The organism is Cellulomonas jepli (assembly GCF_047229345.1).
GTDB lineage: Bacteria > Actinomycetota > Actinomycetes > Actinomycetales > Cellulomonadaceae > Cellulomonas_A.
Genome location: NZ_JBFTER010000090.1, coordinates 1 through 21,014, shown reverse-complemented (window position 1 = coordinate 21,014; position 21,014 = coordinate 1). Strand labels below are relative to the sequence as shown.

The 21,014-nt window shown below is 75.0% G+C and carries 22 protein-coding genes and 1 pseudogene; 13 read left to right on the top strand and 10 right to left on the bottom strand.

Annotated features, from left to right (window positions below; translation table 11 throughout):
* Positions 1 to 194 precede the first annotated feature (194 nt).
* Both AB6N24_RS17815 and AB6N24_RS17810 read right to left on the bottom strand, forming a co-directional pair.
* Complete coding sequence (locus tag AB6N24_RS17815) at positions 195 to 710, bottom strand: SRPBCC family protein (RefSeq protein WP_412870724.1); 516 nt, start codon at positions 708 to 710, stop codon at positions 195 to 197.
* Between the two features lie 2 nt (positions 711 to 712).
* Positions 713 to 1,033 (bottom strand): ArsR/SmtB family transcription factor, encoded by a 321-nt coding sequence (locus AB6N24_RS17810; RefSeq protein ID WP_412870723.1) that lies wholly within the window; start codon positions 1,031 to 1,033, stop codon positions 713 to 715.
* Between the two features lie 187 nt (positions 1,034 to 1,220).
* On the opposite strand from AB6N24_RS17810, the gene AB6N24_RS17805 reads away from it, so the two are divergent.
* The 8 genes and pseudogenes from AB6N24_RS17805 to AB6N24_RS17770 all read left to right on the top strand — a co-directional run bounded on the left by AB6N24_RS17805 (position 1,221) and on the right by AB6N24_RS17770 (position 8,909).
* The gene (locus AB6N24_RS17805; protein ID WP_412870722.1) at positions 1,221 to 2,042 is read left to right on the top strand and encodes a hypothetical protein; all 822 of its coding nucleotides are present in this window, start codon (positions 1,221 to 1,223) and stop codon (positions 2,040 to 2,042) included.
* A gap of 209 nt (positions 2,043 to 2,251) precedes the next feature.
* Positions 2,252 to 3,343 (top strand): thiamine ABC transporter substrate-binding protein, encoded by a 1,092-nt coding sequence (locus AB6N24_RS17800; RefSeq protein ID WP_412870721.1) that lies wholly within the window; start codon positions 2,252 to 2,254, stop codon positions 3,341 to 3,343.
* Complete coding sequence (locus AB6N24_RS17795; protein ID WP_412870720.1) at positions 3,343 to 5,073, top strand: ABC transporter permease; 1,731 nt, start codon at positions 3,343 to 3,345, stop codon at positions 5,071 to 5,073. Before AB6N24_RS17800 ends, AB6N24_RS17795 begins: the two co-directional genes overlap by 1 nt.
* Positions 5,070 to 5,573, top strand: a pseudogene (locus AB6N24_RS17790) (ATP-binding cassette domain-containing protein); the annotation flags it as partial. The gene AB6N24_RS17795 and the pseudogene AB6N24_RS17790, both read left to right, overlap by 4 nt.
* Positions 5,574 to 5,898: 325 nt before the next feature.
* Positions 5,899 to 6,192 (top strand): TOBE domain-containing protein, encoded by a 294-nt coding sequence (locus AB6N24_RS17785; protein WP_412870727.1) that lies wholly within the window; start codon positions 5,899 to 5,901, stop codon positions 6,190 to 6,192.
* A 98-nt stretch (positions 6,193 to 6,290) separates the two neighbouring features.
* Positions 6,291 to 7,046, top strand: a complete 756-nt coding sequence (locus AB6N24_RS17780) for an SRPBCC family protein (protein ID WP_412870726.1) — start codon at positions 6,291 to 6,293, stop codon at positions 7,044 to 7,046.
* Between the two features lie 83 nt (positions 7,047 to 7,129).
* Positions 7,130 to 8,158 (top strand): type IV toxin-antitoxin system AbiEi family antitoxin, encoded by a 1,029-nt coding sequence (locus AB6N24_RS17775; RefSeq protein WP_412870719.1) that lies wholly within the window; start codon positions 7,130 to 7,132, stop codon positions 8,156 to 8,158.
* 58 nt (positions 8,159 to 8,216) lie between these two features.
* Positions 8,217 to 8,909, top strand: a complete 693-nt coding sequence (locus AB6N24_RS17770) for a hypothetical protein (RefSeq protein ID WP_412870718.1) — start codon at positions 8,217 to 8,219, stop codon at positions 8,907 to 8,909.
* 28 nt (positions 8,910 to 8,937) lie between these two features.
* On the opposite strand, the gene AB6N24_RS17765 is transcribed toward AB6N24_RS17770, so the two are convergent.
* The 5 genes from AB6N24_RS17765 to AB6N24_RS17745 all read right to left on the bottom strand — a co-directional run bounded on the left by AB6N24_RS17765 (position 8,938) and on the right by AB6N24_RS17745 (position 13,029).
* Positions 8,938 to 10,047: a GNAT family N-acetyltransferase gene (locus AB6N24_RS17765; protein ID WP_412870717.1), complete on the bottom strand. Its 1,110-nt coding sequence runs from the start codon at positions 10,045 to 10,047 to the stop codon at positions 8,938 to 8,940.
* A gap of 56 nt (positions 10,048 to 10,103) precedes the next feature.
* On the bottom strand, positions 10,104 to 11,420 hold the full coding sequence (locus AB6N24_RS17760) for an RNA polymerase sigma factor (RefSeq protein WP_412870725.1): 1,317 nt from the start codon (positions 11,418 to 11,420) through the stop codon (positions 10,104 to 10,106).
* Between the two features lie 133 nt (positions 11,421 to 11,553).
* A complete protein-coding gene (locus tag AB6N24_RS17755; RefSeq protein WP_412870716.1) occupies positions 11,554 to 11,895 on the bottom strand; it encodes a YciI family protein in 342 nt (113 codons plus the stop codon).
* On the bottom strand, positions 11,892 to 12,311 hold the full coding sequence (locus AB6N24_RS17750) for a YciI family protein (protein ID WP_412870715.1): 420 nt from the start codon (positions 12,309 to 12,311) through the stop codon (positions 11,892 to 11,894). Before AB6N24_RS17750 ends, AB6N24_RS17755 begins: the two co-directional genes overlap by 4 nt.
* Positions 12,312 to 12,450: 139 nt before the next feature.
* Positions 12,451 to 13,029, bottom strand: a complete 579-nt coding sequence (locus AB6N24_RS17745; protein WP_412870714.1) for an NUDIX hydrolase — start codon at positions 13,027 to 13,029, stop codon at positions 12,451 to 12,453.
* 365 nt (positions 13,030 to 13,394) lie between these two features.
* On the opposite strand from AB6N24_RS17745, the gene AB6N24_RS17740 reads away from it, so the two are divergent.
* Positions 13,395 to 14,243 carry an LLM class flavin-dependent oxidoreductase gene (locus AB6N24_RS17740; protein WP_412870713.1) on the top strand — a complete coding sequence of 283 codons (849 nt, stop codon included), beginning with the start codon at positions 13,395 to 13,397 and terminating at the stop codon, positions 14,241 to 14,243.
* A gap of 16 nt (positions 14,244 to 14,259) precedes the next feature.
* On the opposite strand, the gene AB6N24_RS17735 is transcribed toward AB6N24_RS17740, so the two are convergent.
* Complete coding sequence (locus AB6N24_RS17735; protein ID WP_412870712.1) at positions 14,260 to 15,090, bottom strand: hypothetical protein; 831 nt, start codon at positions 15,088 to 15,090, stop codon at positions 14,260 to 14,262.
* Between the two features lie 20 nt (positions 15,091 to 15,110).
* Positions 15,111 to 16,118: a hypothetical protein gene (locus AB6N24_RS17730; protein WP_412870711.1), complete on the bottom strand. Its 1,008-nt coding sequence runs from the start codon at positions 16,116 to 16,118 to the stop codon at positions 15,111 to 15,113.
* Positions 16,119 to 16,523: 405 nt separating this feature from the next.
* Here AB6N24_RS17730 and AB6N24_RS17725 point away from each other — a divergent pair, with 405 nt between their 5' ends.
* From AB6N24_RS17725 to AB6N24_RS17710, 4 genes are all read left to right on the top strand, one after another.
* Complete coding sequence (locus AB6N24_RS17725; protein WP_412870710.1) at positions 16,524 to 16,763, top strand: LuxR C-terminal-related transcriptional regulator; 240 nt, start codon at positions 16,524 to 16,526, stop codon at positions 16,761 to 16,763.
* A gap of 450 nt (positions 16,764 to 17,213) precedes the next feature.
* The gene (locus tag AB6N24_RS17720; protein ID WP_412870709.1) at positions 17,214 to 17,435 is read left to right on the top strand and encodes a hypothetical protein; all 222 of its coding nucleotides are present in this window, start codon (positions 17,214 to 17,216) and stop codon (positions 17,433 to 17,435) included.
* A gap of 121 nt (positions 17,436 to 17,556) precedes the next feature.
* Positions 17,557 to 18,603 carry a LacI family DNA-binding transcriptional regulator gene (locus AB6N24_RS17715; RefSeq protein WP_412870708.1) on the top strand — a complete coding sequence of 349 codons (1,047 nt, stop codon included), beginning with the start codon at positions 17,557 to 17,559 and terminating at the stop codon, positions 18,601 to 18,603.
* A gap of 107 nt (positions 18,604 to 18,710) precedes the next feature.
* Positions 18,711 to 20,144 (top strand): dihydrolipoyl dehydrogenase family protein, encoded by a 1,434-nt coding sequence (locus tag AB6N24_RS17710; protein WP_412870707.1) that lies wholly within the window; start codon positions 18,711 to 18,713, stop codon positions 20,142 to 20,144.
* Positions 20,145 to 20,290: 146 nt separating this feature from the next.
* On the opposite strand, the gene AB6N24_RS17705 is transcribed toward AB6N24_RS17710, so the two are convergent.
* Positions 20,291 to 21,014 (bottom strand): PadR family transcriptional regulator (locus tag AB6N24_RS17705; RefSeq protein WP_412870706.1); only part of this gene is annotated, 724 nt, incomplete at its 5' end.

Here is a 21,014-nt window from a genome sequence, read left to right as displayed (position 1 = left end):
GAGAATCTCACAATTGTCGCTTCCGCTCCCCTACTGTGTGCCACGAGCCCCGCCTCCCCGGGCTCGCGCGTCCCCCCCCCCCCCCCGGCCCCCCCCCCCCGGGGGGGGGGGCCCGCCCCCCCCCCGCGTCCGGGGTGCGCGGCGGCCGCCGGCGTGTGCGCCGAGCCCCGACCGGCGGGACGGACTCCGCGCGGTCAGCCCGCGACGGCGGCCGCGAAGCCGTCGAGCAGCCCCGCCCAGCCGTCCGGTGCGCCGAGCGACGCGCGCATCTCCGCCGCGTGGTCCCCGTAGGCGTCGAGGCCGCGGTGCTCGAAGTCGACGCGCGTCGCGGCGGCGCCGTCGGGTCCGGTCTCGGGGGTGAACCGGACCTCGATCTCGGTCACGAGCGACGCGTCGAACGCCCAGTCGGCCCCGACCTGCCACGCGAGGACGACGCGACCGGGCGGCTCCCAGGCGATCACGTGCCCCCACTCGCACTCCTCGCCGGCCGCGTCGCGCTCGAACCAGCGGCCGCCCGCGCGGGGCTCGACGACGACGTCGACGAGGGGCTGCTCGCCCAGGTGATAGTCGTCCTTCCACCAGCGCGCCATGCCCGCCGTGAAGACGTCGAACGCGCGCTCGGGCGGTGCGGCGACGGTGAGGGTCTTGGTGATCGGTGCGGTGCTGCTCGGGCTGGCGGTGCTGGTGCTGACCTGCTCCTCGGTGCTCATGGTCACTCCTGGGGTGCGGCGGGGTCGTGCTCGACGGCACGGGCGAAGGCGGCGAGCTGGTCGTCCCAGAACCGGTCCAGGTACGTGCGCAGCGCCGCGAGGCCGCGGGGGTCCAGCCGGTAGACGCGCTGGGTCCCGACGGCGGTGTCGGTGACGAGGCCGGCGTCCTTGAGCACGCGCAGGTGCTGCGAGACGGCGGGGCGGCTCACGGGCAGGCGGGCCGCGAGCTCGCCGACGGCGTGCGGCCGTTCCGCGACGAGCTCGAAGACGCTGCGCCGCGTGGGATCGGCGAGCGCGTCGAGCACTCCTCCGTAAGTCGTCACGAACGGTAAGTTACGACTGACGGATGGGCGGCGTCAAGGCCCGGCCGCGCGCGGAGTCGAGCCCCGGCCGTCCCTCCGCCGCGCGGCGGGTGAACCTCAGGTCGGTGCCCGCGGTGCCCGCGGTGCGCCGGGTGACCTCGCCCACACGGCCCCCGACGCGCCACGGGCGTGCGGTAGAACGAGACGCGTGACGACCCGGACCACCTCGCCCGACACCGACGGCGGCCCCGGCGTGCCCGACGCGCCCGACGTGGCCGGCGCGCCCGTCGCCCTCGACTGGCCCGACGAGCTGCGGCGGCCCGACGACGTCGACTGGCGCCCGCTCTCGCGCGCCGAGCGGCGCACCGCGTGGTGGGACCGCGCCGGAGCCGCAGTCGGGCTCACCGCGCTCGGGCTGTGCCTCGGCGTGCTCGTCGTCACCGCCGGTGACCTCGGCGAGCGCGACGTCGCCCGCGAGCTCGCCGTGACCGGCGTCCGCGCGCAGGTCCAGCGGGTCGCGGTCCGGCCACCCGAGGAGCCAGGCGGGCGGCTCGGCGTCACGTTCGAGGCGGGCGGCGCGACGGTCGTCGCGAACGCGGTCGGCTCCGGGACCGACCGGGCCGACGAGGACGCCTCGACGATGGTGGTGCTGCACGACCCCGACGACCCGACCCGGGCGATGCTCGAGGAGGACGTGCAGCACCTCGCGGAGGACGCGCTCCCGGACGGCCTCCGGGCGGCCGCGCTCCTCGCCGCCGTGGCGGCCGGGGTCGCCGGGCTCCGGGTCGTCCGCGCCGCGCGGGCCCGGCAGCACGGCGACCACCCGCGGGCCGTCGACCCGGCCGCGGTCGCCGCCGTCCTGGTCGTCGCCGCCACGGTCTCGGGCGTCGTCGTGGCGGGCGAGCACGTGCCCGCCGTCTGGAGCTGGCTCGGGTTCCCGGTGTCCCTCACAGTCACCGTGGTCGCCGTCCGCCTGGGTGTTAGGGTCGCGCTGAACGACAGGGGAGCGCCTCGGCCCACCCGCCCGTGACCGGACACCACCGGCCCCGGGCGGCCCGGGTCCCGGCGCTGAGAGTGCGGTCCGCCGCAGACCCTCGAACCTGATCCGGCTCGCACCGGCGTAGGGAGTCGGGCTTCTCAGTCCTCGCCGTCGCCGTGCGCACGGCCGCCGCCTCGGCAGCCGGACCGCCGGCCCCGGCGACGACCCCCTCCTGCATCCCATGAGGAGGAGCACCACGCATGGCACGCACCACCCCGCGCACCCGGCTCGCCGCCGGAGCGCTCACCGTCCTCGCGCTCGCCGGCTGCTCGGCGATCGGTGCGGGTGACGGGTCCGACCCCGCCGGTGACCCGACCGGCTCGTCCGGCGGGACCGTCACCCTCGTCACGCACGACTCGTTCGCCCTGAGCGACGGGATCCTCGCGCAGTTCGAGGAGGAGACCGGGCTCACCGTGACGCAGGTCGCCCCGGGCGACGGCGGCGCGCTCGTCAACCAGCTCGTGCTGACCAAGGAGAACCCGCTCGGCGACCTCGTCTACGGGATTGACACCACGTTCGCGTCACGCGCGATCGACGAGGGCGTCCTCCAGCCGTACGAGAGCGGTGCCCCGGCCGCCGCCGACGCCGCGCAGCACGCCGTGCCCGGCGACGACGAGGGGCTGCTCACCGCCGTCGACTTCGGCGACGTGTGCCTCAACGTCGACCACGCCTGGTTCGCCGAGCGCGGCGTCCCCGAGCCCGTGACCCTCGAGGACCTCACGAAGCCCGAGTACAAGGACCTCCTGGTGGTGACCAACCCGGCGACGTCCTCGCCGGGGCTCGCGTTCCTCGTCGGGACCGCCGCCCGGTTCGGGTCCGAGCAGTACACGGACTACTGGGCGCAGCTCCGGGCCAACGGCGTCAAGGTCGCCGAGGGCTGGTCCGACGCGTACTACACCGACTTCTCCGGGGCCGACGGCAAGGGCCCGCGCCCGATCGTCCTGTCCTACGCCTCGTCCCCGCCGTCGACCGTCCCCGAGGGCGCCGACGAGCCGACGACCGGCGCGCTGCTCGAGACGTGCACCCGCCAGGTCGAGTACGCCGGCGTGCTCGCGGGCGCCGAGAACGTCGAGGGAGCCCAGCTCCTGCTCGACTTCCTGCTCTCGGACGCCGTCCAGGCCGACATCCCCGGGTCGATGTACATGTACCCGGTGAGCTCCGCGGTCGACCTCCCCGAGGAGTGGGAGAAGTGGGCGCCCCTCGCGACCGACCCCGCGCCGATCCACCCGAAGGACATCGAGGCGAACCGCGAGACGTGGATCGCCGAGTGGACGGACGTCGTGATCGGCTGATGCTCCACCCCGGCCGCGACCACCACCGCACCCGACGGGCCCGGCTGCCCGCCGGGTCGGCGGTGCTGTGGGTGCTCGCGGCCGGGCTGCCGCTCGCGTTCCTCGCCGTCTTCTTCGCGTGGCCCGTCGCGACTCTGGTCGCGCGCGGGTTCGTGGCCGACGGCGCGCTCGACCTCGGCGGGTTCGCCGACGTGCTCTCCCGCCCGCGGACGTGGCGGATCCTCGGGCTCACGCTCGCGCAGGCCGGCGTCGCGACGGCGCTCGCGGTGCTGCTCGGCGTCCCCGGCGCGTACGTGCTGTTCCGGTGCCGGTTCCCGGGGCGCGGGGCCCTGCGGGCGTTCGTGAGCGTGCCGTTCGTGCTGCCGACGGTCGTCGTCGGCGTCGCGTTCCGCGCGGTGCTCGCCGAGGGCGGGCCGCTCGGGGCGCTGCACCTCGACGGCACGTTCGCGGCGGTCGTCGCCGCGCTCGTGTTCTTCAACTACACCGTCGTCGTGCGGACCGTCGGCGGGCTCTGGGAGCACCTCGACCCGCGTGCCGAGCAGGCCGCCCGCGCGCTCGGGGCGTCGCCGGTGCGGGCGTTCGTCGAGGTGACGCTGCCCGCGCTCGGCCCCGCGATCGCCTCGGCGGCGTCGCTCGTGTTCCTGTTCTGCTCGACGGCGTTCGGGACCGTCCTCGTGCTCGGCGGCCTGCGCTACGGGACGATCGAGACCGAGATCTGGGTGCAGACCACGCAGTTCCTCGACCTGCGCGCCGCCTCGGTGCTCTCGGTGGTCCAGCTCGTGGTCGTCGCCGCGGCGCTCACGCTCGCCGCCCGGGCCCGCCGGCGCCAGGAGCGCGCGCTGCACCTGAGCGCGACGGCCGGCTCGGCGCACCCGCTGCGGCTCGGGCGCGGGCACGGCGTCGACACCGCGGCCGCCGCCGTGACCGCGCTCGTGCTCGTGGGGCTCGCGCTGCCGCTCGTGACGCTCGTCGTGCGCTCGCTGCGCACGCCCAGCGGCTGGGGGCTCGGCAACTACGCGGCGCTCGGCACGACCGGGGACTCCGCGGGCGGCGGGAGCCCGCTCAGCGTCACCGTGTGGGACGCGGCGCTGACGTCGCTGCGCACCGCGACCGACGCGACGGTGATCGCGCTCGTCGTCGGTGGGCTCGTCGCCCTCGTCGTCTCCCGGCGCCCGCGGGCCCGGGCCGGCCGTCGGACCGTCTCGGTGCTCGACGCGCTGTTCATGCTGCCGCTCGGGGTCTCCGCGGTGACGGTCGGCTTCGGCTTCCTGCTCACGCTCGACCGGCCCCTCGGGCTGCCCGTCGACCTGCGCACCAGCGGGCTGCTCGTGCCGGTCGCCCAGGCCGTCGTCGCCGTGCCGCTCGTCGTGCGGACCGTGCTGCCCGTGCTGCGCGCGATCGACCCACGCCTGCGGGAGGCCGCCACGACGCTCGGGGCCGGGCCCGGCCGGGTCCTGCGTGCGGTCGACCTGCCCATCGCCGCGCGCGCGCTCGGCCTCGCGGTCGGCTTCGCGTTCGCGGTGTCGCTCGGGGAGTTCGGGGCCACGTCGTTCCTCGCCCGCCCCGACCAGCCGACGCTGCCCGTCGTCGTCTACCGGCTCATCGGGCGGCCGGGGGAGCAGAACTACGGCATGGCGCTGGCGGCGTCGGTGCTGCTCGCGCTGCTGACCGCGGGGGTCATGGCGCTCGCGGAGCGGCTGCGCGGGTCGGTCCGGGGAGGGGAGCTGTGAGCGGCGGGCCGAGGACGGGCGTCGACGGCGCTGCCGGGGCGGCGGTACCCGCTCGCGAGAGCCCACGCGGGGGCCTGCGCGTCGACGGGCTCGTCGTCCGCTACGGCGCGGGGGACCGGGCCACCGTCGCGGTCGACGGAGTGACGCTCGGCGTCGCGCCCGGGGAGGTCGTCGCGCTGCTGGGGCCCTCGGGCTGCGGCAAGTCCTCGCTGCTGCGCGCGGTCGCCGGGCTCGAGCCCGCCGCCGACGGGACGATCACGTGGGACGGCTCGGACCTCGCGGGCGTGCCCGTGCACCGGCGCGGGTTCGGGCTGATGTTCCAGGACGGCCAGCTGTTCCCGCACCGCGACGTCGGCGGGAACGTCGAGTTCGGGCTGCGGATGGCGCGCGCTCGTCGCGCCGAGCGGGACGCCCGCGTGCGCGAGCTGCTGGACGTCGTCGGCCTCGCCGGCTACGAGCGGCGGTCCGTGGCGACCCTCTCGGGCGGCGAGCAGCAGCGCGTCGCGCTCGCCCGCGCGCTCGCCCCGCGGCCCCTGCTGCTGCTGCTCGACGAGCCGCTCTCGGCCCTCGACCGCGCCCTGCGCGAGCGCCTCGCCGACGACCTGCGTGCCGCCCTGACCGCGACCGGCACGACCGCGCTGCTCGTGACCCACGACCACGACGAGGCGTTCGCCGTCGCCGACCGCGTCGCCGTGATGGACGCGGGCCGCCTGCTCCAGGTCGCCCCGCCCCGCCGAGCTCTGGCGCCGCCCCGCGAGCCGGCGCGTCGCGGAGTTCCTCGGCTACGAGGCGTTCGTCGCGCTCGACGACCCGGCGGCGGCGCCGTTGCGGGCGGCGCTCACGGCGGTCGGGCGCGGCCCGGCCGCCCCGTCGACCCGGTCGGCCGACCTCGCGGCGCTCGTCGAGGGTGCGTTCGTCGTCGCGCCGCACGAGGCCGAGGGCACCCTCACCGGGACCGTCGTCGGTGTCGCCTTCCGGCGTGGGCGCGCGGAGTACGCCGTCGACGTCTCGGGTCTCGGCCTGGTCACCGTGCTCGCCCCCGCGGGCTCGGCTGCCACGCCGGGGACGGTCCTTGCGCTCGCGGTCGACCCGGACGGCGTCGCAGTCCTCGGCAGCTGACGGGCCCGGTCAGCGGACCCGCGTCAGGCGGCTCGGTGCGCTGGTGGGCGGCCCGCGCTACGGTCGGAGGAGCCCACCGACTCGACGAGGAGTGCGTGATGACGACCATGCGCCTGGAGCACCGCCAGATCGTGTCCATCGACATCAAGGCCGACGCGGCCACCGTGTGGGAGCACCTGCGCGAGCCCGCGAAGATCCACCGCTGGTTCGGCTGGGACTACGACGGGCTCGACGCCGAGATCCGGCAGATCTTCGTCGACGAGGCACGGGCCGCCGAGACGAGCGCCGTCGACGAGCCGGCCCAGCCGGTGCGCAGCCTCACCTGGAAGCACGGCGACCTCATCACGGTGACGCCCGTCGACGAGGGCCGCAGCCACCTGACGATCGCCCGCCAGCACGACGGGCTGCACCGCTACGACGGCGTGCGCGACGAGATGGACGAGGGCTGGATCGCCTTCGCGCAGCAGCTCCGGTTCGCGCTCGAGCGGCACCCCGGCCAGGAGCGCCGCACGCTGCGCGCCGAGGAGCTCGACGCGGGCGGCCCGCAAGACCGGCTGCTCGACCGCGCCGGGCTGCACGGGGTGCGGGGCATCCCGCTCGGAGGTCACGTGGAGGCGCGCCGGCCCGACGGGTCGCCGCTCGGGGGGACGCTGTGGCACCGCACCGAGTTCCAGGTCGGGATCCAGCTCCACGGGCTCACCGAGGCGCTGCTCGTGATCGAGGAGACGCCCGCCGCGAGCCGCCCGCCCCACGGGTTCGTGACGGCGACGCTCTCGCTGTACGGGGCGGACGACGCACTCGTCGCGGAGGTCGAGCGCCGCTGGTCGACGTGGTGGGGCGCGCGCCGGGGCTAGCGCGCTGTACTCGCCCGTGCTCTGGATGACACTGGTATGTTCACTGCAGATGCATGTTCACTGCTGCTGAACACGGGTGCAAAATGAACACTGAACTATTGAACCGAATACTTGCACTCGCTCGGACGCACGACATCGTGCTGGAAGAGATGGAACTCGGTACAACTCGAGATGATTACGATGTGCGGTTGACTTTCGACGCGGGACGTCGAGGTTCGAAGACCTACTTCGCGGTGGTCGAGGACGAATTCACGGATGTTGGCGCTTCCGTGCTGCCTCTTCCCTCCAAGAATCCTCTGCTTGTTGCGCGCCATGTCAGCGATGCACAAGCGGAAGCGCTGCGACGTCGAGGTGCCGACTACATCGACAGTGCCGGCAACATGAACTTCGACTGGGACCGGCTGCTGATCCGCTTTCGCGGCTTCAAGCCCCTGCCGGTACGGTCGGCGAAGTCGAGCACGAATGCGCCTGGCCCTGATCAGTCGAGGATATTTTCCCGCTCAGGGCTGCAGGTGGTATTCGCGCTGCTCTCTTGGCCGCATCTGCAGTCGGCTCCGCTGCGCGACATAGCGACGGCAAGCATGACTTCCTTGGGTACCACCCATAAGGTGATCGACGAGCTGGAGAAGTCCGGCTATCTCTACGGAGATGCAGGACGCCGGCGGATGTCGCGGGGCGGCGAGCTCGCGTCCAGATGGGTGGAGCAATATGCTACGAGACTCAGTAGCAGGCTGGCGAACGGCCGATTCTCCGCTCCTGATCCGCAGTGGTGGCGTGCGGTGGGCGACTTCGAAGAGTACGGGGTGCTGCTCGGTGGCGAACTCGCTGCCAGCTTATTGGATCCACATCTGAGACCTGCCACCTCGACGCTCTACTCGGAGGAAGTTCCGGTTCGCCTGCTGGTCGAGTCGCGACTGCGTCGCAACGACACCGGCGACGTGTTCTTGCGGCGCAGGTTCTGGCGGCTGCCGTCGCTCGAAGACACGAGCGGCCTCGTCCCAGAGCTGCTCATCTACGCAGATCTCATGGCTTCCGGCGATCCTCGCCAGATCGAGCATGCAGAAAGGATGAGGCGAACTAGTGATAGATTTGTCGCAATCGACGGATCCTGAGCTCGGAGCTGCTGCCCGGGTCCTGGAGGAGCTCCTGCCTGACCCGCACGCCCGTGTGATGGTTGTCGGTGCGACCGCCCGTAATATCCTCGCGGGCAATCTCGGGCTGCGTGGCGTCCGGGCTACAGCAGACATAGACATTGCGCTCGTGGTGGACGGTTGGGACGCTTTCGACTCTTTCACCTCGAGGCTTCAGCCGATTGGCGACGCGGGTCACAAGTTTGAGGTTCTTGGCGTCGAGGTCGACGTAGTTCCGTGCGGCGGTGTTGAGGCGGCTGATCGAACGCTGTTATGGCGGAACGAGCACAAGATGAACTTGCTCGGCATGCACGAGGCGTACCATTTCAGGACGGAGGCGCTGCTTCCGGGCCGGGTGGTGGTGAATGTGCCTACCGTGGCGGGACTCGCCTTGCTCAAAATCATTGCCTGGACAGACCGGAAGCACACCACGCACCGCGATGCGAGCGATCTGGCCGAGATTCTGGATTGGCAGAGCCAGGGGGTGTTGCTCGAAGCGCTGTATCTGTCGGCGCCCCAGCGACTGGAGCGCTACGACTTCGACGTCAATCTCGCAGGCGCGAACCGGCTCGGCGCTGAGATGGCGGTGGTGATGGGTGTCGGAGTCGCGCAACTGACGGAGGCCTTCCCTGAAGCCGCCATCGATCTGCTCGCAAGCCACATGCCCCGGACGGTCGTCGATCGCGTTTCCATGCTGCGGGCTCTGTTCGACGGGCTCTCCGCAGTCGTCTAAGGGCTGAGGGAGCCATCCCCTTGCCGTGTCAGGCGAGCTTCGTCTGCCACTCGCCCGAGCCGCCGGCCGGGCGGAACCCGAGCGCCACGTTGATCGCGAGCATGAACGAGTTCTCCTCGGCGTTCCACGTGCCGATGCGCCGTGCCTCCGGCTGCTCCACTGCGAGGCGCTCGAGGTTCGCGGTCTTGACGAGCATCCCGAGGCGCCGCCCGCGGTGCTCCTTCAGCACGAGCGTGTCCTCCTGGTGGACGTACTCCCGGTTCCAGGACGGCGAGCCGAACGAGGTGTAGGCGGCGAGCGTGTGCGTCGGCACGTGCTCGGCGGCGGCCACACGGAACTCCATGCCGCGCTCAGCGAAGTCCTGCTCGTAGGCGCGGATGCGCTCAGCGTCCCACGCGTCCTCCTCGAGCTCGAGCCCGCCCGCCGGGGCGTCGGTGCTCATGCGCGTGTTGAGGACGGCGAACTCGTCGACCCACTCGTCGGGGCAGCGCGCCCCCCACGTGACGACGCGGTACTCGTCACCGGCCGCCGCCTGGGCCTCGGCCCGGTGCTCCGCGAGGAAGGCCGGGTCGAGCGGCACCTCGAGGACGGAGTAGCGGGCGACCTGCTCGAGCGCGAACCCGTGCGCGACCGCGAAGCGGACCTCGGGGTCGTCGGCGCGCACCCGGCCGGTGCCGGTCGAGGGCACGAGCGTGCCGGGGCCCTCGTCCGGCTCCGAGCGCTGGTCCGTCGACGCCTGGAGCGTCGTGCGTCCCGCGGCGGCCGCGACCTCGACGACCGCGTCGTACAGCGCCGAGCCGATGCCCCGCCCACGTGAGCCGGGCCGCACCGACACGAAGAAGATGCCGAGGTGGAGGTTGTCGGCGAGCGGCAGGTAGACCGTCGCGGTGCCGAGCACGCGCGCCGGGTCTCCCGGGTCGGTGTCGTCGCCCGTCACGGCGACGAGGCGCACCCGGCGCACGTACTGCTGGTGCCGCAGCGATGTGAGGACCTCGTGCGGGCTGCGCGCGTGGTCGAGGGTGCCCCACGCGTCGCGCAGGGACTCGTGCTCGGCGTCGACCGACCCGTGCAGCAGCCACGCCTCGGGTGCGTCGAGGGAAGCCGGGACGGGGATCTCGCGGATGCTCCAGTCGCTCATCCCGTCAGCGAACCACCGGCGCTCCGCCGGGGTCCACGCAATTCCGGACGGTCCGGTCAGGGCTGCCCGTCCGGGCGCCCACGAGGGCAGCGCGCGGCGCCGGGCGGGCCGGCCGCGCCGCCGGTCAGCTCGGTCGCGGCGAGGCGCCCCTCGAGGTGGCGGCGCTCGACCGGGTTGTGCACGAGCGCGAGCGCCGCGCGGAACGAGACGGCGGCCTCGGCCGGGCGGCCGGCGCGGGCAAGGAGCTCCGCGCGGACCGACGGGACGCGGTGGTGCGTCGGCAGCGCGGCGTCCAGCCCGTCGAGCAGCGCCAGCCCTGCCTCGGGCCCCTCGGCCTCCGCGACGGCGACCGCGCGCGCGAGGCGGACGACGGGGGACCCCGTGAGGTCCTCGAGGCGCCCGTACAGGTCGGCGACGACCGTCCACCGGGTCGCGTCCGCAGCGGGCGCGGTCGTGTGCTCGGCCGCGACGAGCGCCTGGAGGCGGTACTCCTCGGCCTGACCGGTGCTCGGGCGGACGCTGCGCAGCACCGCGAGGCCCTCGGCGATCTCGTCGGCGTGCCACCGGCGGCGGTCCTGGTCCGGGAGCAGGACGAGCGCCCCCGTGTCGTCGAGCCGGGCGTCGCGGCGCGAGTGCTGGAGCAGCAGGAGCGCGAGCAGGGCCCGCACGACCGGTCGGCCGGGCAGGAGCCCGTCGAGCACCCGCACGAGCCGGATCGCCTCGTCGCCGAGCGCGGTCCGCAGCGGGTCCGGCTCGTCCGTCGGGTGGTACGCCGCGGTGAACACGAGGTACAGCACGGTCGCGACGACGTCGAGGCGGTCGTCGAGCCGCTCGGGTGGCGGCGTCGCGAACGGGATGCCCGACGCGGCGAGCCGCTTCTTCGCGCGTGTGAGCCGGGCGGCCATCGTCGGCTCCTGCACCAGCAGCAGCCGGGCGATCTCGGCGGTGGGGAGCCCGGCGACGAAGCGCAGCGTCAGCGCGATGCGCGCCTCGGGGGCCAGCGCCGGGTGACAGCACGCGAACACGAGCCGGAGCCTGTCGTCGCCCACGTGCGCTCCCGGGTCCGTCGTCTCCGCGGCGAGCGCGCGCGTGCGCTCGTCGACCACCATGAGCGGCTCCTTGCGCCGGTGCACCGCCTCGGCGCGGAGCCGGTCGAGCACCCGGCGCCGGGCCGCGGTGAGCAGCCAGGCGCCGGGCGAGGACGGCACCCCGTCGGCCGGCCAGCGCCGCGCCGCGGCGACGAACGCGTCGGCGAGCGCGTCCTCCGCGAGGTCGGGCCGCCCGAACTGGCCGATGAGCAGCCCCAGCACGGGCGACCAGTGCGTGCGCCACGCGCGGTCGACGGCGTCCGCCGCGTCGGCACGGTCCGGCACCGCGGCGCCCGCCGTCCCGGCCGGTCCGGACCCGTCGGGGAGTCCTTCGGTGCCGGGCCGTCCCGCGTCGCCCGGCGACGGCGTGCTCGCCGCTGCCGCGCGCGCGGGACCGGGCCCGTCGGTCACCGCGGCGTCACAGCTCGATCGTCGGGCGGATCTCGATCGTGTACTCGGGGAGCAGCCGCACCAGCTCGCTCACCACGTCGAGGTCCGGCGCGTCGACCAGGTAGAAGCCGCCGAGCTGCTCGGCCGTCTCCGCGAACGGGCCGTCGGTCACGGTCACGTCGTCACCGTGCCGCCGGATCGTCGTCGCGGCGTCGACCGACGCGAGCCCCTCGCCCCCGGCGATCGTGCAGCCGTGCGCGGCGACCGCCGCGGAGAACGCGTCGTGCTGGCGGAACACCTCGGCGCGCCCGTCCGCGTCGAGGGCCGCCCAGGCGCGCTCGTCCTCGTAGAGCAGGACGAGGAACCTCATGCGTCCGCCGTCGCGTGCGCCGCCACGTCGGCCGCGGCCTCGTCGGCCCCGCCGTCGGGGACCACCGGCCGGATCTCGACCGTGCCGTCCTCCGGGCTGAGGAGCAGCCCGGCCGCGAGCCGCGCGAGGTCGTGCACGTCGTCGGTCGCGATCTGGTAGTACCCGCCGAGCTGCTCGACGGTCTCGAGGAACGGTCCGTCGGTCACGACCGGGGACCCCTCCGCGTCGGTGACGCGCACGAGCAGCGACGTCGCCGCGGGAGCGAGCTCGGCGCCACCCGTGACGGTGTGCCCGCGCTCCGCGCACAGCTCCATGAACCGGCCGTGCGCCGCGTACGCCTCCGCGCGCGCGGCCTCGTCGGCGTCCGCCCACACCCGCTCGTCGCCGTGCAGCAGCACCACGTACTCCTGAGCCATGATCGGCCTCCCTCGCGTCCGCGGGTGCTCGGTGGGCACCCGTCACCAGCATGACGCGCGAGCACCCGCCGGATCGACAGCCGGGCGGCGCGGATCTCCGAGGACTCGTGCCCGTGCCCTCGGGGGCGCCGCCCCGGGGTCAGCCGCGCAGCGAGCGGGCGAACGTGCGGATGCGCTGCGCGTCGCCCGGGAACCACGAGGACCACAGCGGCGTGAGCGGGTGCCACACCGCGGCGTGGCCGGCGGTGCTCGTGAGCTCGGGCCGGCCGCCCAGCACGGCAGCGAAGGCGAGGCACAGCGTCGGTGCCCACCCCGACCGGTACGCCCGGGTCGTCGCCGCGGCGGGGGTATCGAGGAGCGTCGGCTCGAGGTCGGTGAGCTCGGCGACCGCGCGCAGCGCCGCCTCGCGCGGGGTCTCGCCCGGTTCCACCGCACCGCCCGGGGGGACGAGCCCGCGCCACGGGTGCTCGACGAGCACGACGTGCGTGAGCGTCCGGTCGTACACCCACACCTCGGCGTGCAGCGCGGGCCGCTCGCGCAGGAAGGACGTGCCCGGCGGGCGGGAGGCCGACGCGGCGTCGCCGTCCGTGGCCGGCTCGGCACCGCCACCCGGGGCCGTGCGGGCCCGCGACGTGCCCGAGCCGGTGGCGGCGCGGTCGGGGCCGGCGCCGCGCGGCGTCGGACGGGGTTGGGGGGTCAGGGTCTTCGACGCGCTCACGGGCTCCCTGTCGGTCAGGTCGGTCGTGCGGATCGGTCGTGCCGCCCGGCGCAGCGCTCCCCTCGCGGCGCCCGGCGCGACGACCCTAGGCCATCCGTGTCACGACGGCGGAAACGCCGCCGGGCACGTCGGCCGCGCCCGGTTCGTGGGGGGCTGTCCTGAGATGCCCCGCGGAGATCGCGCCTTTGCCCGCACGACGAGGAGGTCGTGCGACGAGGCGGCGGCGTCGTCGGGCGCAGGTCTGCGGCGGCGGGCGTGTGGGTGCCCGCCGCTAGCGTCGTGAGCGCCCCACGGTGCGGCCGGTGCTCGGCTCGCCCGGGGCGGCGCCTCGGTGGCGCGGACGGCGACGCAGGGGAGCGTGCGGCATGCGGTTCGGGTTCGTGGGGAGCTTCGGCTCCGTGGCGCAGACGATCACGCTCGCGCAGGAGGCCGAGGCGCACGGCTGGGACGGGTTCTTCACCTGGGACGGCATCAGCGTGGGCGAGCTCGACACCTGGGACCCGTGGGCGCTGCTCGGTGCGCTCGCCGTGAGCACCGAGCGGATCCGGCTCGGGGCGATGATCTTCCCGCTCGCCCGGCGCCGGCCCTGGAAGGTCGCGCGCGAGTCGGTCACGGTCGACCATCTCTCGGGCGGGCGCCTCGTGCTGCCGGTCGGGCTGGGGGCGGTCGACGACGGCGGCTTCGCACGCGTGAGTGGTGAGGCGACGACCGCACGGGGACGCGCCGAGCGGCTCGACGACGCGCTCGCGATCCTCGAACGGGCGTGGAGCGGCGAGCGGTTCTCCTACGCCGGCACCCACCACACCGTGACCGACCTGGTGTTCCGCCCGCGGCCCGTGCAGCTCCCGCGCATCCCCGTGTGGGCGGTCGGCGTGTGGCCGAGCGAACGGTCGATGGGCCGAGCGGTGCGGTGGGACGGCGTGATCCCGCAGGGCCGGTCCGGTTCGATGACCCCGGAGGACGTGCGCGCGCTCGTCGCGTGGGTGGGCGAGCGGCGGGCTGCGCTCGCGGCGGCCGAGCCCGAGCGGTTCCTCGGGGACTTCGACGTGGTCGTCGAGGGCGTGCTGCCGGACGGGCCCGACGCAGCCGCGGCGCACGCACGTGCCTACGCGGACGCCGGCGCGACGTGGTGGGTCGAGTCGCGCTGGGACGGTGCGCGCGACACCCCGGAGTCGCTGCTCGACCGGGTCCGGCAGGGGCCGCCGCGGCCCTGAGCGCGACGCGCGGCGGTCAGCGTGCCGCGGGGTCGCCCCCTCCGTGGCCGGTGCTCAGGCACTGCACGGCAGCTCCGTCGACGGTGCTGACGGCGAACAGGACCCGCCCGTCCGGGTCGACCTGGAGGAGCCGTGGGGAGAGGTCGCCCACCGACCCGATCTGCTCGATCTCTCCGTCGTGCGCGATGCGCGCGACCTCGCCGTCGCGCACGGCGTAGGGCCGACGGGCGCTGTCGAACCCGATCGGGTGGACCAGCCAGGCGTAGTGCTCGGCGCCGGTCAGGACGGTCCGGTGGACCGTCCCGTCGAGGTCGAGCTGCTCGACACCGCGGTGCCCGCCGTCGAGGTCGGTGAAGACGGCGCACAGGACGCCGTCGACGAGGAACGGCTCCCCGGCGTCGGGGCTGCGGAGCACGGTCCGGGTCAGGTCCCCGGTGGAGACCTCCCACTCGTGCACCGCCGGGCCGTGCCGTTCGGAGGTGAGGACCCGCCGCCCGTCCGTCAGGAGCTTCCCGAAGTCGCCCTCGCGCTCCCACACCAGCGCCGCACCGTCGTACCAGCGCAGCCGGGCCCCGTGCTCGACCCGGTCGAGGAGGCCGTACCTCCCGGCGTCCACGACGACGTGGTCGAGCAGCGGACCGCAGTCGCCGGGCAGCTCGATGACGCCGGGTGGTGCGCAGCGCACGACCCGTTCGGCCCCGTTGGTGACCCACAGCCCGCCGGCGTCGTCCCGTCGGACGTGGACCGGGGCGGGCACCAGGCGGACGTCCTCGGGCAGGACCCAGCCCGACCGGGGAGTCTCCTCGAGCCGCTCCGGGAGGCCGGTCGGCCCGGTCGACCAGGGCACGGTCGCGAGAGTCGTGGCTGCTACCACCGTGGGCTCCAGAACTTGACGGGCTTGCCTGCGCCGCTCTTCAGCAGGTCCTCGATCGTGGTGGTCTCGATCTTGGGGTTGTTGTGCGGCGGACCCCAGTGGCTGACGATCTCGACCTGACCTCCGACCAGACGTCCCGTGGCCAAGGACACGTGTCCCGCTGCGCTCTGGAAGATGACGACGTCTCCCCGCAAGGGTCGTGGCGAGCCGGCCTTCGCCGGATCGTAGACGTACTCGGTGCCCGCGCGGAGCTCGGCCTCGACGGTCTCCGGGAAGGCGAGCCCGCCGCGTGCCTTGTCCGCCGCCTGACCCTTGGTGTAGATCTCGCGCATCCGCGCCTCGGTGAGCTGTCCGGCCCGGTACGCCGAGAACATGACCATCTCCCAGCAGTTCCCCTTGGCCGTCTTCACGGCGGGCACCGAGCCACCGCCCAGCATCCACTGCATGAAGTCGCTGCCCGAGGTCGTCGGCCCCCGCACGTCGGCCGGGCTCAGGGCGACCCACTCCCCGGAGCCGACCGCGCCCTCGGCCGTGCCGGCCACCTTCGACCGGGCCTGTGCCGTACGCAGCCAGCCGTCGAGGTCGTGCGGGCCGAACATCGTTCCCGGGGGCAGCTGGTTCAGGTAGCGCAGCAGCAGCCGCAGCGCCAAGCGCGCGTCGTCGGGACTGACCTTCTTGGCGGGCGTGCTCGACGCGAGGTAGGCCTTGAACTCGTCGGTCCCGTCCAGCTGCGCATCGGTCACCCGCGACGGGTCCGTCGCCATGAAGTCGGCGACGGCGGCCCGCTGGACCTGGGCGGTCTGCGGTCCGCCGCGGCTCGCGTCCCCGTGCAGCAGCGCCGACGTCGCGGCGTTGCCGGCGGTGCGTTGCAGCGCCAGGACCCCGGCGGTCCGCGTGCTCGAGGCGGGTGCCCCGGAGGGCCGGAGCTGTCGTGCGGGCGCCACCGGGGGGCTCCGCAGCTCGACCGGCGAGCTCTCGCGGGCGGCGCTGAACCGGCCCATCGCCGTCGCCCCCTCGCGCCGCGTCCGTCGAACCTACTCCCGGAGGAGCGGCGGGGCCACGGTCGAGATACCGCGAGGGCGCCCGCGCGCTGGGCGACGCTCGTGCTCGCGGTGCCGCTGCTCTCGCCGCGGTGCAGATCGCCGGGGTCGCGGTGCGGGACGTCGTCGTCCGCCGCGGAGCCCGTGCGCCGGAGCCCGTGCGGCGCGGAGCCCGTGCGCCGCGGAGCCTCTGTGCCGCGCGGGCGATTCACCCGGGGTCGACGGCGGTCGGACGGCGTGTCGCGCGGCCGGTGCGTCGGCATCCTTCAACTTCCCGAGCGCTGCGCCGATGAATTGAAGCATCAAGCAGACAGTGCGGCGCGGCTCTTCCGGGGCCTCAGCGCCTCGGACGCAGTGGGGGCAGAGATGACGAACGGAACGATGGTCGAGCCGGGCCGGGCCGCAACCGGCGTGCAGATGCTGACGCCGCGCGAGCGGGTCGTCCTCGCCGAGCTCGCCGAGGACGTGACCCTCGAGGAGATCGCGTCGCGGCTGTGGGTCAGCCGGAACACCGTCAAGTCCCAGCTCCGGACCGCCTACCGCAAGATCGGCGTCTCCACGCGCGCCGAGGCCGTCGCCTGGGTCGAGGCCTCCGGACTGCGCTGAGCAGTCCCTCGCGTGACGCCGGGTGCCCCTCGGGCAGCACCGGGCGCCTGGCTCCTTCGTCTGGCTGGCGACCCCCTGCGTGCGGCGACGCCCGGAGGACCTGCGCCGCGCCCTCCGCGAGCGATGGCGCCCGGGGCGTGCGCCGCTGCGCGATCGACGTCGTCCGTGGCGTGAACCGCCTCGGGCCTGAACCGCCGCGTGCCTGAACCGCCTTGGGCCTCCCGCGCCCGAGCCGGCCTGGGCTCTCCGAAGAATCCCGCCGGCCTCGACCTGTCCATCCCGGGCCTCCCCGTTCGTCGACCAGGTGTCGGCCGATCCGCACCGCGAGGCGCGAGGCGTCCCACCCGGGACGTCGGCGGCCGGTCCGGGCAGAGATCTCGTCCGGACTACTTGACCGGTACAGACGACGCCGCTACTTTAGCGGTACAGAATCGTTCCGAGGAGATCGCCATGATGGAGAGCCCGCAGCTCGCCCTGCTCCTGTCCCGCAGGGCCACCCTGCACGAGTCCCACAGTGCGCGGCCCGACGCCCCCGTCGTCGAACCCCGACCGACGCGGGAGCGGCCGCCGGTCGCGCGCCGGACCCGCGGTGCGCTCGCCACCGCGCTGCACCACCTGGGGGACGCCGTCGCCCCGCGCTGCACCCCGTCCGGTGCACATCCCGCGCACTGACCCGTCGGGCCCGGGCGCGTCCGCGACCGCCACGGCCGCGCACGCCCCGGGCCCGTCGGGCGTCCCGGTGGCCACCTACCCTGGACCCCATGACGGGGAACCGGGTGGCGCCGTGGGGCGCGTGACGCTCCAGACGGTCGCCGAGAAGGTCGGCGTGAGCCGGATGACCGTCTCCAACGCCTTCTCGCGGCCCGACCAGCTCTCCGCCGAGCTGCGCCGCACGATCCTGGCCGCTGCCGACGAGCTGGGCTACGTCGGCCCCGACCCGGCGGCGCGTGCCCTCGCCCGCGGCACCACGGGCGCCGTCGGCGTCCTCCTCACCGAGTCGATCGGAACCGCGTTCCAGGACGAGATCGCGACCGGCTTCTTCGGTGCCCTCGCCGAGGAGCTCGCGCCGACCGGGCTCGCCCTCGCGCTGCTGCCCTCGACGGGCTCCGCGGCGATGATCCCCGCACGCGACATCCCGATGGACGGCGCGCTCGTCTACTCGTGCGCGGGCGACACCCAGGCGCTCGACTGGCTCGTCAAGCGCCGGCTCCCGCTCGTCTTCGTCGACCAGCAGCCGCTCCCCGGGGCCGGCAGCGTGCTGCTCGACGACGTCGGCGGTGCCCGGCTCGGCGCGCAGCACCTGCTCACGCTCGGCCACCGCTCGATCGGTCTGCTCACGCAGGGGTACGGCGGCACGCACGGGCTCGTCGAGCCCGAGACCGCGGGCACCACCTACGTGGACACCGCGCGCGTCGAGGGCTGGCTCTCGGTGCTGCGGCCGGCGGGTGCCCAGGTCAGCGCCGCGCAGGTGCCCGGCAACACCGAGCCCGACGGCTACGAGGGCGCCCGCCTGCTGCTCGACACCCCCGACCGGCCCACCGCGGTGCTGTGCTTCTCCGACCTCATGGCGCTCGGCGTCGTGCACGCCGCGCAGGACCTCGGGCTGCGCGTGCCCGACGACGTCTCCGTGGTCGGGTTCGACGACAGCGCGCTCGCGAGCCGCATGCGCCCCGCGCTCACGACGATCCGGCAGGACCTCACGGCGAAGGGCCGCGCCGCCGCGGGGGCGCTGACCCGCGCGATCGAGCGCTCTCGCACGGGGGAGGCCGCAGAGCCCGAGCGGGTCGTGCTGCCGACCGAGCTCGTCGTGCGCCGCAGCACGGCGGCGCCGCCCGCCTGACGTGCTCGTGTGAGGTGCGTCTCGTTCCTGAGAACCACCGCACGGGCTTCCTGTGAACCGCCTCCCGAGGGGTCGCGGCACCGGGCGTCGCCGCGGACAGTGAGGGCATGAGCGACTCGTACGACGTCCTGGTCATCGGCGCCGGTCCGGCGGGGACGGCGGCCGCCCTTCGCGCCGCGGAGCTCGGCGCACGCGTCGCCGTCGTCGAGGCGCGGCGGACGGGCGGCACGTGCGTCAACACCGGCTGCGTGCCGACCCGCGTGCTCGCGAAGACGGCCCGGCTCATGCGGGAGGTCCGCACCGCCGACGCGTACGGCATCACGGTCACCGAGCAGACGATCGACTGGCCCACCACGGTCGCCCGCGTGCGCGCGACCGTCGAGCGGGTGCTCGCCGCCAAGGACGAGCCCGACCGGCTGCGCGCCGCCGGCGTCGACCTCGTGCTCGAGGGCCGGGCACGGTTCGTCTCGCCGCACGAGGTCGTGCTCGAGGCCTCCGGGCGCACGCTGCACGCCGACCAGGTGATCCTCTGCGTCGGCGGGCACTCGCGCCGGCTGCCCGTGCCCGGCGCCGAGCTCGCGACGCTCCCCGAGCAGGTGCTCGACCTGCCGCGGCTGCCCGGGCGCGTCGCCGTCGTCGGTGCGGGCAACACCGGCGCGCAGCTCGTGACCATCTTCAACGCGTTCGGCAGCGACGTCACGCTCCTCGAGGTCGCGCCGCGGATCCTCGCGCAGACCGACGACGCGGTGTCGGCGGCCGTCGCGCAGGCGTTCACCGAGCAGGGGGTGCGGGTCGTCACCTCGGTCGAGCAGGTCGTCTCGTTGCGGCAGGCGGACGACAGCGCGGGGATCGTGCTCACCTGGCAGGTCGGCGGCGCGGAGCACCACGCCACCTTCGACGACGTCCTCATGGCGACGGGCTGGCCGGCGTCCGTCGAGGGCCTCGGGCTGGACGCGGCCGGCGTCCGGGTCGAGCGCGGGCGGATCGTGGTCGACGAGTACCTGCGCACCAGCGCGGCGCACGTCTTCGCGGCCGGCGACGCGAACGGTCAGGCGATGCTCGTGCAGGCCGCGCACGTCGAGGCCGAGGCGGCGGCCCGCAACGCGGTCCTCGGCGCGACCCTGCGCACGCCGCACCACCTGCTGCCCGCGGGCGGGTTCACGGACCCGGACTACGCCGGCGTCGGGCTGACCGAGGAGCAGGCGCGCGCCCGTGACGCCGGGTGCCTGGTCGCGCACGTGCCCTACGCCACGATGGAGCGCCCGATCATCGACGACCGCCCACGCGGCTTCCTCAAGCTCGTCGCCGACCGGCGGCGGGAGCTGCTGCTCGGCGCGCACGCGGTCGGCGAGAACGCGGTCGAGGTCATCCAGGCCGTCACGACCGCGATGGCGGCGGGCGTCGACCTCGCGACGCTCGCGCGCGTCGAGTTCGCCTACCCGACGTACAGCGCGGTGATCGGCGTCGCGGCGCGCGAGCTCCTCGCGGCCACGCCGGTGGGCGACGGCGCCGCGCTCGTCGGGGCGCACCGCTCGGTGTGACGGCGTGCGCCCCGCGGGGGGACCGTGGCGGGGTGACCGTGGCGGGGGGACGTGGGCCGGTCGGGGTGACGGCGCCGGGCGCGCGCGGGACGACAGCGGCCGCCGCCCGCTGAGGGGCGACGGCCGCTGTTGTCAGGCGTCAGGTGTCAGGCCTCGGGGGCCGGGGTGGGCGTCGTCGTGCCGCCCGTCCCGGCGCCGGGCTCGCCCGCGAGCACGAGGTAGAGCTCGCGGCGGGCGCGGTCGATCACCGCGAGCGCCTGCGCGGTCTGCGCCTCGTCGCCGGTGCGGGCGACCTGCCCAGCGGCGGCGCCGAGCGCCTCCATGGCCTCGCGGAGCGCGCGGCCGGGGTGCACCGGGCGGTCCTGGGCGTCCTGCCAGGGGCTGCCGAGCTCGTCGGCGTGCTCCGCGACGTACGTCTTGCCCGCCTCGGTGAGCCGGGCCAGCTTGCGCCCCTGCTCGGCGGTGATGGTGACGACGCCCTCGTCCTCGAGCATCGCGAGCGCCGGGTAGATCGCGCCCGGGCTGGGGCGCCACCGACCGCCGGTGCGCTCGCCGATCTCCTGGATGAGCTGGTAGCCGTGCATCGGCTGCTCGGCGAGGAGCAGCAGCACAGCGGCACGGATGTCGCCGCGTCCGGCGCGCCGGCCGGGGCCGCGGCCCGGTCCGCGGCCGCGCGAGTGGGGGCCGAAGCCGTGCTCGGGCCCGAACGGTCCGCCGCCGGGGTGGCCGTGACCGAACGGTCCGCCGGGACCGCCGGCGTGCCCGCCGAACGACCCGCTGAACGGGCCACCGGGCCCGGCGAAGGGGCCGCCCGGGTGGGTGCCGAACGGGCTCTCGCCGCGGCCGCGGCCGCCGGGCCCGCCAGAACGC

Coding starts and splice junctions, on each gene's coding strand:
- AB6N24_RS17815 (WP_412870724.1), bottom strand. CDS start 710: ATGAGCACCGAGGAGCAGGTCAGCACCAGCACCGCCAGCCCGAGCAGC.
- AB6N24_RS17800 (WP_412870721.1), top strand. CDS start 2,252: ATGGCACGCACCACCCCGCGCACCCGGCTCGCCGCCGGAGCGCTCACC.
- AB6N24_RS17795 (WP_412870720.1), top strand. CDS start 3,343: ATGCTCCACCCCGGCCGCGACCACCACCGCACCCGACGGGCCCGGCTG.
- AB6N24_RS17780 (WP_412870726.1), top strand. CDS start 6,291: ATGACGACCATGCGCCTGGAGCACCGCCAGATCGTGTCCATCGACATC.
- AB6N24_RS17775 (WP_412870719.1), top strand. CDS start 7,130: ATGAACACTGAACTATTGAACCGAATACTTGCACTCGCTCGGACGCAC.
- AB6N24_RS17770 (WP_412870718.1), top strand. CDS start 8,217: ATGGTTGTCGGTGCGACCGCCCGTAATATCCTCGCGGGCAATCTCGGG.
- AB6N24_RS17765 (WP_412870717.1), bottom strand. CDS start 10,047: ATGAGCGACTGGAGCATCCGCGAGATCCCCGTCCCGGCTTCCCTCGAC.
- AB6N24_RS17755 (WP_412870716.1), bottom strand. CDS start 11,895: ATGAGGTTCCTCGTCCTGCTCTACGAGGACGAGCGCGCCTGGGCGGCC.
- AB6N24_RS17750 (WP_412870715.1), bottom strand. CDS start 12,311: ATGGCTCAGGAGTACGTGGTGCTGCTGCACGGCGACGAGCGGGTGTGG.
- AB6N24_RS17740 (WP_412870713.1), top strand. CDS start 13,395: ATGCGGTTCGGGTTCGTGGGGAGCTTCGGCTCCGTGGCGCAGACGATC.
- AB6N24_RS17730 (WP_412870711.1), bottom strand. CDS start 16,118: ATGGGCCGGTTCAGCGCCGCCCGCGAGAGCTCGCCGGTCGAGCTGCGG.
- AB6N24_RS17725 (WP_412870710.1), top strand. CDS start 16,524: ATGACGAACGGAACGATGGTCGAGCCGGGCCGGGCCGCAACCGGCGTG.
- AB6N24_RS17720 (WP_412870709.1), top strand. CDS start 17,214: ATGATGGAGAGCCCGCAGCTCGCCCTGCTCCTGTCCCGCAGGGCCACC.
- AB6N24_RS17710 (WP_412870707.1), top strand. CDS start 18,711: ATGAGCGACTCGTACGACGTCCTGGTCATCGGCGCCGGTCCGGCGGGG.